Genomic DNA, 16,075 nt, shown 5'->3' with positions numbered 1-16,075 from the left:
GCCGTAAAATTTAACAATTTTCTAAGCTCCAGTAAATCCTAATCTTTTTTCCTTAAAGCTTCTCCTTCAAAAGAAATCCCGTCCCATCCAAACTCTATAAAATTCCTGATATTTTGGTGGTCTGTTCCTTCAGGGTTTTTCAAAACATCAGTTTTATAAAAGTCCCCGAACAATGCTAAAGTTTCCTCCTTTGAAAGTTGATTCAATTTTGCAAAACTAAAAACCTTGCAAGAACCATTATTTTGATTGGCTTCGTTAACCGTATTTCCGTTCGTGAATTTCGTTGGTGTGAAATCATAATTCTCATCAATAAAAGCAATTGCTTCTTTGAAATCTATACTTTCAGGAGAATTTTTCAGTTGTTCTAAAATCATTTTAATAAAATTTCATCAAAAATAATTAAAATAATTTCAACAACGCAAAAACATTGCGCACTTGTACAATTACTTTGCATCATCAAAACAAACAAAAATGAAAACAATTACAGGAAATGATTTAATAGCTTTTGGATTCACACCGAAAAAATGGTTTGCTGAAGCTTTGGAATATATCAATGAAAATAACCTTAATGAAACTCAAATGAAAGAATATCTGGAACAATTCAAATCTCCGGAACCGATTTCATTATTGAACAATCCGGCCGAATTCATCATCAATATCCGAGCAGAAGATGAAAGCGAAAATGACAATGTTGAAAAAGTCATCAACACAATGAATGTTTTGATGAAAACCCCAACTTTGACGAAGGGAGCAATTATGCCTGATGCTTGTCCAACAGGTCCAGAAGGTCATATTCCTGTTGGCGGCGTTGTGGTGGCGAAAAATGCCATTCATCCAGGATTTCATAGTGCAGACATCTGCTGTTCTGTGATGTTGACAGATTTTGGAAAAATTAATCCGAAAGATGTTTTGGATGCAGCACACTCAATCACACATTTCGGTTACGGCGGAAGACCCAGAGGAGAACAAATGCCAATGTCTCAGGAGTTGATGGATGCTTTCAGAGAAAATCTTTTTCTGAATGACGAAAACCTCATCAGCATCGCACGTTCGCATATGGGAACTCAGGGTGACGGAAACCACTTTTTGTTTGTCGGAATTTCTAAAAACACGGGAAACACAATGCTAGTGACCCATCACGGTTCCAGAGCGCCTGGTGCAAAGTTATACGACAAAGGAATGAAAGTCGCCAACCGCTTCCGAATGGAACTTTCGCCGGAAACATTGAAGGAAAACGCCTGGATTCCGTTTGAAACTGAGGAAGGACAGCAATATTGGAAAGCTTTGCGATTAATCAGAAAATGGACTAAAGAAAATCACGAATCCATTCATAATGCGACTTTAGACAAATTAAATATTGAAAAACAACACAGATATTGGAACGAACATAATTTTGTATTCAGAGACGGAGATTTATTCTACCACGCGAAAGGAGCAACGCCGCTGGACGACAAATTTTTGCCGGATATTACAGGTCCAAGACTGATTCCTCTGAATATGGCGGAACCTGTATTGATTGTCCAAGGGACAACGAACGACAGAAATTTAGGTTTTGCTCCTCACGGCGCAGGAAGAAACTTTAGCAGAAGCTTTCATAAAAAATCTCTGGCTCATAAAACCATTGATGACGTTTTTGCTGAGGAAACCCAAGGTCTGGATATCCGTTTTTTCACCAACGAAATTGATATTTCCGAATTACCTAGCGCCTACAAAAGTGCCAAAAACGTAAGAGCCCAAATAGAAGAATATGGACTTTGCGAAGTTCTGGACGAAGTGATACCTTACGGTTGTATTATGGCTGGCGATGTTGGGAAAAATGCGCCTTGGAAAAAGAAGAAAAAATTTAGAAAATAAAACAATGAAAACAAAAATAATAGATAAATTAAAAACTCTTGAAAAAGAGAAAAATATAGACATACTTTTCGCTATAGAATCCGGAAGCCGTTCTTGGGGATTTGCTTCTCCGGACAGCGATTACGATATACGTTTCATATACAAACATCCTACAGATTGGTATCTTTCGCCGTGGGAAAAGCGCGATACAATAGAATTTATGACCGAAGATGATTTGGACGGTTCCGGTTGGGACTTGAAGAAGACTTTTCATTTATTGAACAAATCGAACGTTCCGCTTTTGGAGCATCTGTTTTCACACATATTTTATATAAAAAATGATACATTTCTGGAAAAGATGATACCTTTAGCAAAAGAAGCTTTTTCTCCTGTTTCAGTAGTTTTCCATTATTTATCAATAAGTAAAAAATATTTGGAATCGTGTAACAAAGATGAAGTGAAGCTTAAAGATTATTTCTATTGTCTAAGGACAACTTTAGCCTCAAAATGGGTTGTTGAGAAAGGAACTTTTCCGCCGGTAATATTTCACGAAATGTTAGATTTGTTACCCGAAAATATGTTCTATAAAGTTCAATTTTTATTGAATATAAAATCTGAAAATGGAGAAAAATATTTCCACGGTCAAGATTGGGAACTTTTCGAATATCTTAAATCAGAAATAGAAAACCTTTCAGAAAAAGCAAAAACTTTGAGAGCAGGAAATCTTGATAAATCAGAAGCTGAAAGAATATTTGTAGAATTATTGAAATCTTAACAATGATAACTATCGATTTTTTAAAACAAAATAACCTTATCCTTTTCGAAGCCATTTCCGGAAGCAAGTCTTTCGGATTGGCGACGGAAAATTCGGATACGGATATAAAAGGTGTTTTCTATTTACCGAAAGATTTATTCTATGGTTTAGAATATATTCCGCAAGTTTCAAATGCAACTAATGATATTGTTTACTATGAAATAGGACGTTTTGTTGAACTTCTATTAAAAAATAATCCAAATATTCTGGAAATATTAGCAACGCCGGAAGATTGTATTCTTTACAAAAATCCGATAATGGATAAATTTCGTCAGGAAGATTTTCTATCAAAACTTTGTAAAGATACTTTTGGTGGATATGCGTCAACTCAGATTCAGAAAGCAAGAGGACTTAATAAAAAGATTGTGAATCCTGTTGAAAAAGAACGAAAAGGAATTTTGGATTTTTGTGTGATTTTGGAAGATTCAAATTCAATTCCTGCAAAAGATTGGTTGAAGGAAAAAAACTTTTTACAAGAAAATTGCGGTTTGGTAAAGATGCCCAATTCAAAAGGTGTTTTCGCTTTGTTTTATGATGACTTGGGAGATAAGGATTACAGTGGAATCTACAAAATTGAAGATTCTAATGAAGTCAGTTTATCATCTGTCCCAAAAGAAGAAAAGCAAGAAGCTTATTTGTTTTTCAATCAGGATGCCTACTCTATTTATTGCAAAAACTATAAGGAATATTGGGAATGGGTCGAGAAAAGAAATGATGACCGATACAATACCAATCAAAAACACGGCAAAAATTACGACAGCAAAAATATGATGCATACTATTCGTCTTTTGCAATCGGCGGTTAATATTTTCAGGAATAATAAGATTGAAATCCGTGTTAAAAACCGTGATGAACTTTTGGACATCAAAACAGGAAATTGGGATTATGATGACTTGCTTTTGTTAGCGGATAAACTAATTGAAGAATTGAATTCACTCACTGATAAATCTTCTTTACCAGATTTGCCTGATAAAGAAAAAGCTGAGAGAACATTAATAGAAATTAGAAATCAACTTTACAAATAACACCATCAAAATTCGATGGTGTTATTTTTTATTCAATGAAAAAGTAATAATAACAAACCATATCTTGCCAATGTAATTATCCATAGCTTTGAGTTGTCTTAACTCTGGAATATTAATTACAAAAAATGAAGAAATCAATCCTGATATTATTGACTTTTGTGTCACAAATCACTTTTGCACAATTATCTGCGGATAGTATAAAAGCGATCATCAAACAGGAAGTTGCTAATAAAAGAAGCAAAAGCATTGTTGTTGGATTCATTGATAAAAGCGGAAGACAAATTTATTCTGAAGGCGTTTTGAGTGATGAAAATCCTGCTTTACCAGACGGAGATACAGTTTATGAGATTGGCTCTATCACAAAGGTTTTCACCTCTCTCCTATTGGCAGATATGAGTTTGAGAAATGAAGTTAATCTGAACGATCCCATCTCACAATATCTTCCACAAAATGTAAAATCACCAACAAGAAACGGAAAAGAGATTACCTTGTCCAATCTTTCTACTCATCGGTCAACTTTCCCAAGATTTCCTTACAATGTTGACCCGAAAAATCTGGATCAGCCTTATAAAGATTATAGTGTGAAGCGCTTGTACGAATATGTTTCTGATTTCAAACCAAGTTTTGACATCGATTCCAGATGGCAATATTCCAATGTTGGATATGGTGTTTTAGGCGAGATTCTGACTTCTGTGGCTCATAAAAAGAATTACGAGACATTTGTGAAGGATGTCATCTGCAAACCTTTGGGAATGAAAAGTACAGTGATTACCTTTACTCCGGAAATCAAAAAAAGAGCAGCAATCGGGCATTCGGAATACGGTAAACCTGTTGATTTTATTGAGTTGGGAGCAATTGAAGCGGGAGGTGGTTTCCGGTCAACAACCAATGATATGCTGACTTTTGCGGCGGCAAATTTGGGATTCATCAAATCCGATATTTATCCCGCAATGGAACTAACGCATCTGCAGCAAGCCAAAAAGGATGGCAACAGAGGTTATGTCACGCTCGGCTGGACCTTGCACAATGACGAAGGAAGGTATATTCTTTTCAAAGATGGCGGAACGCCAGGATTCAGAACATTTTTAGGGATCGATAAAAAGAACGGGTTTGCAGTTGTTGTTTTGTCCAATTCAAATAATGGTGTTACAGATATCGGCAATCACATCATAGATCCTACTGCGAATATAACACCTTACAAATATCCCTGGAAATTGCTGGACACATTACGAACAACTATTAAGCAATCTGGTGTAAATGAAGGAATCAGTTTATATAAGAGATTGAAAATCTCAAAAGCATCGGATTTAGATTTCAATGAGAACCAGCTCAATTATCTCGGTCACGAATTAAGAAAAGCCAACAAACTAAATGATGCAATTAAAATTTTCGAAATGAATGTTTCCGAATATCCTAACTCTACACTTCCCTACGAAAATCTTGGAGAAATTTATAAAAGAAATAACAACAAGAAAAAAGCAATCGAATGTTTCAGAAAAGCACAGGAACTGGAACCAGAAAATCCCCGCTGGAAATTTCTATTAGATAAACTTATAAAGTAAAATCATTATCCGTCTCAAAAAGATGGATATTTTTTTTCACCTATTTGTAACAAATCAAAAACAATCACAACCAATTAATTGACATATCAATAATTGATAAATCATTTTAAAATTTCAAACTATGGAAAAATTAGATTCAATCATATTTTACAATATCGATAAAGCCATCCGAGCTTACAGAAATTACGCACAAAGACAACTGAAAGCGAATGGCTTCAAGATCACAATCGACCAATGGCTCATCATCAAAGCGATTCTCGAAAACCCAGAAATCACACAGAACGAAATCGGAAATCTGGTGTTCAAGGACAATGCTTCGGTTACGAGGATTATTGATTTATTAGTCAAATCGGGATTCATCATTCGGGAAATTCATCCCAACGATCGTAGAAAAACCAACCTGAAAGTCACAAAATCTGGTAAAGAAATCATCGAAAAAGTCCAGAATCTTGTAGAAAATAACAGAAGCGTGGCTTTAGAAAATGTTTCTAAATCTGAGTTAGAAATAATGAACTCTGCCCTTCTCAAAATAGCAGAAAACTGTATCAACACAAAAAAATAAAACTCCCATCTGCAAAAAATCAATTAAATCAGCGAGAAATAAAATGACTTTTAATCAAAAAAATAACACAATGACCAGAATATTTTTAGCCATACTCATTTGGATAGTGTCTTTCTGCACCACATTGTTTGCGCAGTCCAGCCAGAATTTTTCTTTGTCGGGAACGATTGATTCCGGCAATACGAATCAGGTAGAAATCAATCTATTCAATTCGGAAAACAAATTGGTAAAAACCGAAGTCACCGATCAAAACGGAAAATTCTCTTTCAATGATTTGATATCAGGAAATTACCATCTGAAAATCAATAAGAACGGTGCCGAAGTTTATCAATCGGAAGTTTCAGTTAATGAAAATGTTATAATGCCTTCGATTGCACTCAACGAGAAATCTATTGAAGCGGTAACCATTACCAAAACAAAACCTTACATCGAACGACAGGACGGAAAAATGATTCTGAACGTAGAAAACAGCATCGCTTCCACCGGAAATTCTGCCTTTGAAGTGTTGGAAAAAGCGCCCGGCGTCAACATCGACAGCAACGACAATATCAGTATGCGCGGTAAAGCCAATCTCCTCGTTCAGATCGATGGAAAAAACACACCGATGACCGGAACCGACCTTGCGAATTACCTCAGAGGAATTCCGTCTTCAAGTGTTGAAAAAATCGAATTCATTACCAATCCTTCGTCAAAATATGATGCGGCGGGAACATCCATCATCAACGTCAAACTCAAAAAAGATCAGCGAAAGGGTACCAACGGCAGTCTATCTACGTCTCTCGGAACCGGAAAATATATTAAAAACAACAACAGTTTCAGCATCAACCACAGAAACAAAAAAGTCAATCTTTTTGCCAATTACAGCTTTGCTTACAGGGAGTTTTACAACAAGTTGATTCTCGACAGGAACTTCTATGAGAATGGAACTTTCAAGAATGCTTATGATCAGGATAATTTTTTGAAAATGAATTTCCGCAATCACATCGCAAAAGTCGGAATGGATTATTACGCCAATGATAAAAATGTTTTAGGATTTTCAGTAGGTTTTGTCAGCAATAGATTTGACCCGACAAGTAATAACGACACACAGGTTCTGAACCAAAATTACCAGCCCGACGGAACATTTAACACCAAAAGCAACAACCGCGACCATTGGAAAAATGTATCTCTGAACTTCAACCACAAGTACAAAATCGACTCGTTAGGTTCGGAACTCACAACCGATCTGGATTACATCAACTATTCCAACACATCGCTTCAGAACTTCAACACAAGGAACTTTGATGTTGCCGGCAATCTTTCGCCATCTACCGACGACAATCCGAATCCATATATTTTAAAAGGCGATCTGGACGGCAATCTCAATATCTATTCCTTAAAATCTGACCTTACCAAAGTATTCAGAAACAACTGGAAATTGGAAACAGGAGTCAAAACAAGCTTCGTGACAGCGGATAACGACCTTCAGTTTTTCAATGCAAGCTCGGGCAATTCTGTGATTGACAGATCAAAAACCAACCATTTCATTTACGAGGAAAACATCAACGCAGCTTATGGAAACGTGATCAAAAACTGGGATAAGTTCAAAGTTAATTTTGGTCTGAGGGTAGAAAACACCAACGTTACAGGAAATCAGGTCACAACAAACCAAATCAACAAAAAGAATTACACACAGTTATTTCCAAGTGCCGTTTTTTCTTATGATATCGATGACAAAAACACGGTAGAGCTCAACTTCAGCCGAAGAATCACAAGACCGAATTACCGTCAGCTTAATCCTTTCAAATTCTATCTGGACCCGACAACCTACCAGGCCGGAAATCCCAATCTCGATCCGCAAACTATGATGAATTATGAGTTCACCTACAGTTTGAGCAACAAATATTTTGCAACCTTGAGCTACAGCAAAACCAACAAAAACATCACCGATGTTCTGATGCCGATTATCGAAGACGATAAAACAGTGGTGGTACAGACCAACGAGAATCTGAGTTCCGCATCTTATTACGGACTCAACCTGATTGCACCTGTAAAAGTGACCAAATGGTGGGATATGAATAACAACGCCAATTTCTACTACGGAACTTACACAGGGAACATCTCCAATACTTACATAAAAAACGAAGGAAACTTCACCTTCAACATCAACAGCATCAACTCTTTCAAGATTGGGAACGGTTATTCGGCAGAGTTATCAGGAAACTATCAGGCAAAGCAAATCTATGCCTATATGCACCTGAAACCAATGTGGTCTGTAAACATCGGTGCTCAGAAGAAATTCAAGAACAACAGTACGCTCAAATTTTCTTTCAACGACATCTTCTTCAAGAGCAATCCGGAAGCCCGAAACATCTATTCCGGCTATGTAGAAAACTTCATTGTGAGAAGAGACACCAGAGTGGCGACGCTTTCCTACACTTATAACTTCGGTTCCGGAAAATCCGGGCAAGCTAGAAAAACAGGCGGGGCTGATGATTTGAAGCAGAGGGCTGGGAATGGGTAATGTCGTTGCGAGGAAATCAACATTGTCATTGCGAGGAATTCAGCATTGTCATTGCGAGGAACGAAGTGACGAAGCAATCTCAACTTTGCAAACATCCTCTTTGTCATTCCGGAGGAATCTAAACAAATTGATTTTGAACGTAAAAAGGTTATGATCTTTCTTTTCATAACCTTTTTATTTGTAAGCTTAGCTATACATTTTAAGACGAGATAAATGTATAGCTAAAATATTATTCAGTAGTAGTAGTAGTAGTAGTAGTAGTAGTAGTAAACTTACTCTTTATAAAATTAAGAAATGTACTATTTCTAGCATCAGCATCCATTATAATAGCATCAAGATCCCACATAAATAAACTTACAGGGACTGTAATTTTTGTAGGATTGATAGATATTGCTACATCTTTTTGATTATAATAAAGTTTACCACAAGAGTAAAGTGGGGTAAAATCACTTGCCAGCGCTAATTCAACTTCTTCATTAAACTCAATTATACCATAATACCAGATTCTTTGTACTTTGTTATTATAATATTTCATTAAGTTTCTTGCACGAGTTTCTAATTGATTTACTGTTTTAAGATTTTCATATAACTTAACACCTCTTTTTTTCAGTTCAACAATAACAACATCAAAAGGTTTGTCTTCATCTGGATTATTAGAAAAAATAAATGCAAAATCAGGTCTATCAATATCTCTTTCAATTTCTTCTCCATCCACTAAGTGTCCAACCAAATCTGTCATTTCACGGTCACTTAGAGTAACTTCATATGTCATAAATTTATCATCTAATAACCAAGAATTATTTTTATAAATATCATTGACAAGATTAGATTTTTCAAAAACACCGTCTTTTCCCTTGGAAGCTATCAAATTATGTAGATAAGATTCAGAATCTTTATCTGTCGAATTTCTTAATTTATCAATAGTTAATTGTCTAAATAATATATATTCTGTTAAAGCTCTCGCCGAAATTTCTAACGATTTTTTAAATTGTTCGTCTGTCAGTGAATGAGCATCTAATAATTCTTTTTGAGCTTTAAAAAATTCATCTTGTGCTTCTTTTAAAATATCATTCCTTTTAACATAACCAATGTTATCAACATTAAAATAGCCATTAAGATGTGGATATCTGTTGACAAGACTTTCTTTTATTGCTGTATTTGTCTTTTTGACTCTTGGAATATGAGTTTCGATTAATTTTGTTACTTCTTTTCTAAATGATCTTTGTATTTCTCGTAGTTCTGCTTTAGTTAAAGTTAAATTTTGTCTAGTTAAATCAACCTTACCAATAAAAAAATCAGACATTAATAAAAAGACCATTTTGTATCCGGTTGGTATATTTTCATCAGCAATAATGTCAACTTTGATAGTTCTATTATCCACCGAAATAGCAGAAATAAGTGATGTATCATTTGGGCTTACTTCTTCTATTGAATAATATAATTGAAATTTGTCATAAAGATTTAAAGATGAATCTATTTCTACAAGTGACATATTTGGAATATCATCCGTTGAAAGAGTATCATTATAATACTTATTTGCAATTGTAGAATTAATATTAATTACAATTCTTTTTCCAGCTTTTTTATATTGAAATAAACGTGAATAAAATTCATCTAAAATTTTTGACTTTATCTTTGCGGGTATTAAAAAATCATATGTTGCAACTTTTTGTAAAGTACATCTCTCCATTACTAATGTTGTTCCTGTAGGAGCATTATCTACTAAATTAATTTCATTGTCAGTTTCATCAAAATTTTCGGAAAAAGTGAAAACCCTTTCCTTCGTTTTGTCAAAGACGCTAGTGACCGCAACTTCTTCAAAATAGCACAAATATACCAATCTGCCCAAGCCTTTATGAGAACTCTCCTCAACATCAAATAAATTAGAAAATTTCTTATATCTCCAATCATCGAATCCTAATCCATTATCTATAATTACAATCTGTAAAGTTTCAGCCCTACTTATAGCATCAATACTAATATTTAAGTTAATTTCAGTTGCCTCAGCATCTAAAGCATTACTGATAGCCTCAAAATATACCATTTCGAGAGATGAACTACCAAAAAACATTTTGACAGCCTGTCCTAATTTAACTTTCATTTTAATAATAATTATATTGTAAAAGTAAAAATAAACTATGTTTAATGAATAAAAAAGATAAATATTAATACCGATAGAACATATTTACATTCCGCACTCCTCCACAACAACCCCCCAAAACCCTAGCCTCCCGCTAGGGTTTCCCATTCCCAATTTAACATAATATCCTGATAACAAAATATTTAACCTAAAAATAATTTCAATTCAAAATAAATTCTATATTTGAAAAAACAATTTAAAACACAAATATTATGTCTAGTACTTCAGAAGTAGGACACGCTAAAAACGTAGCCAACCTGCAAAAACTAATCGAACAAGTTAGCGTTTACACACTCTACAATCCACCGGTAGCAAATCTATCGGTCAACAGTCTCCAAAACCTCTACACCACTGCCGTTGCAAAACTCAGCGAAGTAGAAGAAAAACGAACCGCCAACAAAAATGCCATTGCAGTGCGTCAAACCGCTTACGAAAATCTAAAACCAATCTGCACCCGTATTGTCAGCTTCTTAGACATTTTGGGATTACAGCAGGCAACTATCGACCAAGCCAGAACCTTAAACCGCACCATACAAGGCGGACAAAAGAAAAAGACAACCTCCGAAAATCCCGACAACGGACAATCATCAAACAACAACTCAATTTCCACTTCCCGCCAATCCTACACTCAACAGGCAGAGAATTTTGGGATTCTGTTACAGTTGCTGGCAACCATCCCCGCTTACACGCCTAATGAGGACGATTTAAAATTAAACAATCTCACTTCCTATCACGCGTCACTGGTGAGCGCTACCCAACCAGTAAACCAGACCGAAGCAGAACTGAATATCAAACTCACAGAAAGAGATCAGGTTTTATACGCAGAAGAAACAGGACTCTACACCATCGCCCAAAACGTCAAAAAATATGTCAAGACGATTTACGGAGCAACCTCCCCGGAATTTGAAACAGTATCTGCAATAAAATTTACAGTAGTAAAAAGCTAAAATCTACAGATATTCACAGATTTTTAGCATCAAAACATAACATTATACATCCTGAATGAATTCCCAGTCAGGATGTTTTTTTATATGCTTGTAACAAGATTAATATTTCCATAACTATTAATCATATTCTTATGACTGCAAACCATATTCTCACTATTGCAGAGCATATTGTCATTACTTAAAATCACATTACCCCTACTGTGAAAAATATTGTCGCTACTGTAAATCATATTCTCATTACTTTAGAGCATATTTTCCCAACTGCAAATCATATTCTTGTCACTGTAAAGTATATTCTCATTACTTGAAATAACATTCTTAAGTCATAAGCAATATATAAATCTAAAAGTAGCGGTGTCATCCTGATGCTCTCGAAGGATTTTCAACAAAAAACCACAAAAAAACCACCGAATTTCGGTGGTTTTCTATATGATTAAGATAATCTTAAGCTTCGTTCAAAGGCTTGTGCTCTCCCGGCTGGTCTTTCCCTTCAGGATTTACTTTACCTTCCGGTCTCGCAGGTCTTTCCGGTCTGTTCTGACCTTCAGGTCTTGGACCTCTTTGCTCACCTTCTTTCTTTTCAGGTCTTGGTGGTCTTGGCAACAAAACTTTTCTTGAAAGTTTCATTTTCTTACGGTCATCATAACCCATAAATTTCACTTCCACTTCGTCACCTTCTTTGTAAGGAACTTTATCAAGTCTTGCCCACTCGATTTCTGAGATGTGAAGCAATCCTTCAGTCCCTTTAGCAATCGCTACGAAAGCTCCGAAATCCATTACTTTCACTACTTTACCTTGGTAGACTTCGCCTACAACCGGTACAAAAGTAATTTCATTGATTTTCGCAACCGCTTCGTTGATTTTCTCTCTGCTGATACCGGAAATTTCGATTCTTCCGATTTCTCCAACTTCCTCGATAGCGATAACGGTATCCGTATCTTTCTGCATCTGCTGAATGATTTTTCCACCAGGCCCGATAACAGCACCGATGAAATCTTTAGGGATCTCCATCATCACCATTTTCGGAGCGTGAGGTTTCACATCTTCTCTTGGAGCAGCAATAGTTTCAGTAATTTTATCTAAAATATGAAGTCTTCCTTCTCTGGCTTGTAGAAGCGCTTTTTCCATAATATCCATAGAAAGCCCCTGGATTTTGATATCCATCTGACACGCCGTAATTCCGTCTGCAGTTCCCGTTACTTTGAAGTCCATATCACCTAAGTGATCTTCATCTCCTAAAATATCAGAAAGTACTGTAAACTTCCCTGTTTTTACATCAGTTACCAATCCCATTGCAATACCTGAAACCGGCTTATGAATCTGAACACCCGCATCCATCAATGCTAAAGTTCCTGCACAAACTGTCGCCATAGAAGACGAACCGTTTGATTCCAAAATATCAGAAACAACACGGATGGTATAAGGATTTTCTTCAGGAATCATATTCGCCAAAGCTCTTTGAGCCAGGTTTCCGTGACCAACTTCTCTTCTAGAAGTTCCTCTTAAAGGACGAGCTTCACCCGTTGAGAATGGAGGGAAGTTATAATGAAGGAAAAATCTTTCGTCATAATTGACCATTACACTGTCGACCATATTTGCGTCTTTTACAGAACCAAGCGTTACAGCCGTTAAAGACTGAGTCTCCCCTCTTGTAAAGATCGCAGAACCGTGTGCTCCAGGTAAATAATCGATTTCGCTCCAGATCGGACGAATCGTTTGAGGATCACGACCATCAAGACGGATTTTGTCATTCAAAATCATCTGACGCATCGCTTCTTTTTCCACATCGTGGTAATATACTTTCACGAAAGGGGTTACTCTTTCTAGTTCTTCTGCATCATCAACATATTGAGCTAAAAATTCATCACGCACCGCTTTGAACTTTTCTCCTCTTTCTTCTTTACTAGAAGGAGTTTTAGCTACTTCGTAAACTTTATCGTAAGTTTCTTTCCACACTTTCTCACGGATGGCTTCATCGTGATTTTCGTGGTTGTATTCTCTTTTAGGGAAAGCTTTTCCTACTTTCTCAGCTAATCTTTCCTGAGCTTCAACTTGTTTTTTGATTTCAGCGTGAGCGAAGTTGATCGCTTCAAGCATTTCTGCCTCAGTGATTTCCTTCATTTCACCTTCCACCATTACGATAGAATCTTTAGTTGCTCCAACCATAATATCAAGGTCAGAATTTTTAAGATCTTCGAATTTAGGATTGATTGAAAGCTGACCATCAATTCTTACTACTCTTACCTCAGACATTGGCCCATTAAAAGGAATATCAGTAATCGCAATCGCTGAAGACGCCGCAAGACCTGCTAAATCATCAGGAATCGACTGTCCGTCATAAGAAATTAATGAAATCATTACCTGAACTTCCGCGTGGAAATCTTCAGGGAATAAAGGTCTCAAAACTCTGTCAACCAAACGCATTGTCAGGATTTCCTGATCAGATGGTCTGGCTTCTCTTCTGAAAAAGTTTCCGGGGATTTTACCGCCTGCATAGAATTTTTCTCTGTAATCAACTGTTAAAGGTAAAAAGTCTACACCAGGATTGGCTTCTTTGTTGGCTACAACCGTTGCTAAAAGCATTGTTCCGCCCATTTTTACTACAACAGATCCGTCAGCTTGTTTTGCCAGCTTCCCTGTTTCGATTGTGATTTCTCTGCCGTCTGCAAGAGTAATCAGCTCTGTAATTGCTTGAGGTGCACTCATAAATTGTTTGTGTTGTACTCCGTATTGAGTACTTTTAATTAATGTATTTCGTCTAAAATTTGGTGCAAATTTAATGTATTTATTTGGATTACAAATAAGTGTTGAAAACAAGCGATTCTGAGAAAGAAATTTTAAAATAAATCTGCTCGAAGTTAAACACAAAGGCACGAAGAATATGTTAGCTCTTAGCTATACTAAGGCACGAAGAAAATCAAAGATTTTTTATTTAACTAAGTTGTACTTTGTGCCCTAATCTAATTTGAATTAAAAAAAACATTGTGCCTTTGTGTTTAACAAATGACATAATCACTTTCTTGTAATCCTTAATAATAAAACTATAACCAGGAAAATAGAAAACACAAATCCTAAAACCGCCACCAAAGACATTTCTCCAATCCTTGGACCTGATTCTGAAACAAAAACTATGGCAGTTGCAATAATATTCGCTCCAAGAATCATCGCTAAAATCAGATTAATGATGCTAGATTTAATAAGATTATTCGTTTTCTCAATATTTTTGATTTCACTTGAGATCGTGAATTTATTATCATCCAGTTTTTGCAGAACAGAACGAAGTTCTTTTGGAATTTCATCTACATTATCCGTGAAATTAATCACTTTATCCATTCCGTTTTTCAGGAGTTTTTTCGGACTGATTTTCTTTGTTAATATTTTCTTGGTGTAAGGATGTAGACTTTTTACAATATCCAAATCCGGATTAATGGTTCTGCCAACGCCTTCTATCAAACCAATTCCTTTGAACAAAAGATAAAAATAATCTGGCATGTAAAGCTGATTATCCTTAAGAACATCTTTCATTTTGTTGATGATAATGTGCGGATTAATATCTTTTAAAGAAGTGCTGTGAACGAAATTCAGAACTTCATCCACATCATTTTCAAATTTCCTATCATCCGGAATCTCATAACTCACCGCCATTTTCTTGAGAGAACGTACAATTTTATTAGAATTCTTCGCAACAAAAGCAACAATCAGACTCTCCAAAATCTCCTTATCATTTGGCTGAATTTTTCCAACTGCACCAAAATCTATAAAAACTACTCTTCCATTTTTTTTCACCAAAATATTTCCTGCGTGAGGATCAGCGTGGAAAAATCCGTAATCCAAAATCTGAGAAACAAAAAGCCTTAATCCAACTTCCGAAATTTTAACCGGATCAATATTATGGCGTAAAAGTTCAGCTTTATCTGTGACTTTGATTCCGTCAATAAACTCCATACAAAGGACATTATTTTTGGAAAATTCGTCATAAACAATCGGAACGTAAGTTTCTTTATTATTTTTAAAATTGAGAGAGAATTGCTTGATATTATTACGCTCATTAACCAAAGAAACCTCTTCCAGCAAAGACTTTTCGAAGGTTGCAATCGCTTGTTTCAGATTTAGTTTTGAAGCAATTTCAGAATAAGTAGAGATTAGCTTTACTAGATCTTTAATAAGAAGCAAATCATCCTCAATAACACTGAGAACATCAGGCTTTTTGATTTTCAGAATCACTTCTTCACCAGAAATTAAAGTAGCTTTGTAAACCTGAGCAATAGACGCTGTCGCCAAAGGTTTTGAAATGATTTCCGAAAAATGTTCTTTCACCGAAATATTGAATTCATTTTCGAGAATTTCCTCAACATTCATGTCGACAACTTCCACTCGATCCTGAAGTTTCTGCAGCTCCTGAATCAATTCCGGCGGCAACAAATCCTCACGATTACTGAAAGTCTGTCCAAGCTTCACAAACGTTGGTCCCAACTCTTCCAAAACCAATCTGATTCTTTCATAAACCGTTCCTTTGGAAACAATTTCATTTACAGAACTTTCTTCTGGCTTTTTGCCCATCCTGGCAATCAAATCTTTGAATCCATACTTGCTTAAAACAGAGATTAGTTTTGCAGATCGTTTAAGTTTTCGTTGTTGTTTGTCGAACATAATTTGAATTGAGTTTTAATTGTCCTCAAAAATTATTCC

At 35.7% G+C, this 16,075-nt stretch carries 11 protein-coding genes; 7 read left to right on the top strand and 4 right to left on the bottom strand.

Going from position 1 to position 16,075, the window contains the following annotated elements; translation table 11 throughout:
* Nucleotides 1-38: 38 nt before the first annotated feature.
* Entirely contained in the window at nucleotides 39-374 is a 336-nt protein-coding gene (locus KI430_RS01730) for a HopJ type III effector protein (RefSeq protein ID WP_248876571.1), read from the bottom strand.
* A gap of 97 nt (nucleotides 375-471) precedes the next feature.
* Between KI430_RS01730 and KI430_RS01725 the strand changes: the two genes are divergently transcribed.
* The 6 genes from KI430_RS01725 (at nucleotide 472) to KI430_RS01700 (ending at nucleotide 8,299) form a co-directional block, all read left to right on the top strand.
* On the top strand, nucleotides 472-1,854 hold the full coding sequence (locus KI430_RS01725) for an RtcB family protein (RefSeq protein WP_248876570.1): 1,383 nt from the start codon (nucleotides 472-474) through the stop codon (nucleotides 1,852-1,854).
* A 4-nt stretch (nucleotides 1,855-1,858) separates the two neighbouring features.
* Complete coding sequence (locus KI430_RS01720) at nucleotides 1,859-2,608, top strand: DNA polymerase beta superfamily protein (protein ID WP_248876569.1); 750 nt, start codon at nucleotides 1,859-1,861, stop codon at nucleotides 2,606-2,608.
* Between the two features lie 5 nt (nucleotides 2,609-2,613).
* On the top strand, nucleotides 2,614-3,672 hold the full coding sequence (locus tag KI430_RS01715; RefSeq protein ID WP_248878236.1) for a DNA polymerase beta superfamily protein: 1,059 nt from the start codon (nucleotides 2,614-2,616) through the stop codon (nucleotides 3,670-3,672).
* A gap of 125 nt (nucleotides 3,673-3,797) precedes the next feature.
* Entirely contained in the window at nucleotides 3,798-5,234 is a 1,437-nt protein-coding gene (locus KI430_RS01710; protein WP_248876568.1) for a serine hydrolase, read from the top strand.
* 121 nt (nucleotides 5,235-5,355) lie between these two features.
* Nucleotides 5,356-5,796 carry a MarR family winged helix-turn-helix transcriptional regulator gene (locus KI430_RS01705; RefSeq protein ID WP_248876567.1) on the top strand — a complete coding sequence of 147 codons (441 nt, stop codon included), beginning with the start codon at nucleotides 5,356-5,358 and terminating at the stop codon, nucleotides 5,794-5,796.
* Between the two features lie 70 nt (nucleotides 5,797-5,866).
* Complete coding sequence (locus KI430_RS01700; RefSeq protein WP_248876566.1) at nucleotides 5,867-8,299, top strand: TonB-dependent receptor; 2,433 nt, start codon at nucleotides 5,867-5,869, stop codon at nucleotides 8,297-8,299.
* Nucleotides 8,300-8,528: 229 nt separating this feature from the next.
* Here the strand turns inward: KI430_RS01700 and KI430_RS01695 are convergent, their stop codons facing one another.
* Nucleotides 8,529-10,400 (bottom strand): ATP-binding protein, encoded by a 1,872-nt coding sequence (locus KI430_RS01695; protein WP_248876565.1) that lies wholly within the window; start codon nucleotides 10,398-10,400, stop codon nucleotides 8,529-8,531.
* 251 nt (nucleotides 10,401-10,651) lie between these two features.
* On the opposite strand from KI430_RS01695, the gene KI430_RS01690 reads away from it, so the two are divergent.
* Nucleotides 10,652-11,386, top strand: coding sequence for a hypothetical protein (locus KI430_RS01690; RefSeq protein WP_248876564.1), 735 nt, complete (start codon nucleotides 10,652-10,654; stop codon nucleotides 11,384-11,386).
* Between the two features lie 444 nt (nucleotides 11,387-11,830).
* On the opposite strand, the gene KI430_RS01685 is transcribed toward KI430_RS01690, so the two are convergent.
* Nucleotides 11,831-14,092, bottom strand: coding sequence for a polyribonucleotide nucleotidyltransferase (locus tag KI430_RS01685; RefSeq protein WP_248876563.1), 2,262 nt, complete (start codon nucleotides 14,090-14,092; stop codon nucleotides 11,831-11,833).
* A 306-nt stretch (nucleotides 14,093-14,398) separates the two neighbouring features.
* Nucleotides 14,399-16,036, bottom strand: a complete 1,638-nt coding sequence (locus tag KI430_RS01680) for an ABC1 kinase family protein (protein ID WP_248876562.1) — start codon at nucleotides 16,034-16,036, stop codon at nucleotides 14,399-14,401.
* Nucleotides 16,037-16,075 lie beyond the last annotated feature (39 nt).

The organism is Epilithonimonas zeae (assembly GCF_023278365.1).
GTDB classification, from domain to species: domain Bacteria; phylum Bacteroidota; class Bacteroidia; order Flavobacteriales; family Weeksellaceae; genus Epilithonimonas; species Epilithonimonas zeae_A.
This window is presented reverse-complemented; position numbering and strand designations above follow the sequence as displayed.

Coding starts and splice junctions, on each gene's coding strand:
- KI430_RS01725 (WP_248876570.1), top strand. CDS start 472: ATGAAAACAATTACAGGAAATGATTTAATAGCTTTTGGATTCACACCG.
- KI430_RS01710 (WP_248876568.1), top strand. CDS start 3,798: ATGAAGAAATCAATCCTGATATTATTGACTTTTGTGTCACAAATCACT.
- KI430_RS01685 (WP_248876563.1), bottom strand. CDS start 14,092: ATGAGTGCACCTCAAGCAATTACAGAGCTGATTACTCTTGCAGACGGC.
- KI430_RS01730 (WP_248876571.1), bottom strand. CDS start 374: ATGATTTTAGAACAACTGAAAAATTCTCCTGAAAGTATAGATTTCAAA.
- KI430_RS01720 (WP_248876569.1), top strand. CDS start 1,859: ATGAAAACAAAAATAATAGATAAATTAAAAACTCTTGAAAAAGAGAAA.
- KI430_RS01680 (WP_248876562.1), bottom strand. CDS start 16,036: ATGTTCGACAAACAACAACGAAAACTTAAACGATCTGCAAAACTAATC.
- KI430_RS01695 (WP_248876565.1), bottom strand. CDS start 10,400: ATGAAAGTTAAATTAGGACAGGCTGTCAAAATGTTTTTTGGTAGTTCA.
- KI430_RS01705 (WP_248876567.1), top strand. CDS start 5,356: ATGGAAAAATTAGATTCAATCATATTTTACAATATCGATAAAGCCATC.
- KI430_RS01700 (WP_248876566.1), top strand. CDS start 5,867: ATGACCAGAATATTTTTAGCCATACTCATTTGGATAGTGTCTTTCTGC.
- KI430_RS01690 (WP_248876564.1), top strand. CDS start 10,652: ATGTCTAGTACTTCAGAAGTAGGACACGCTAAAAACGTAGCCAACCTG.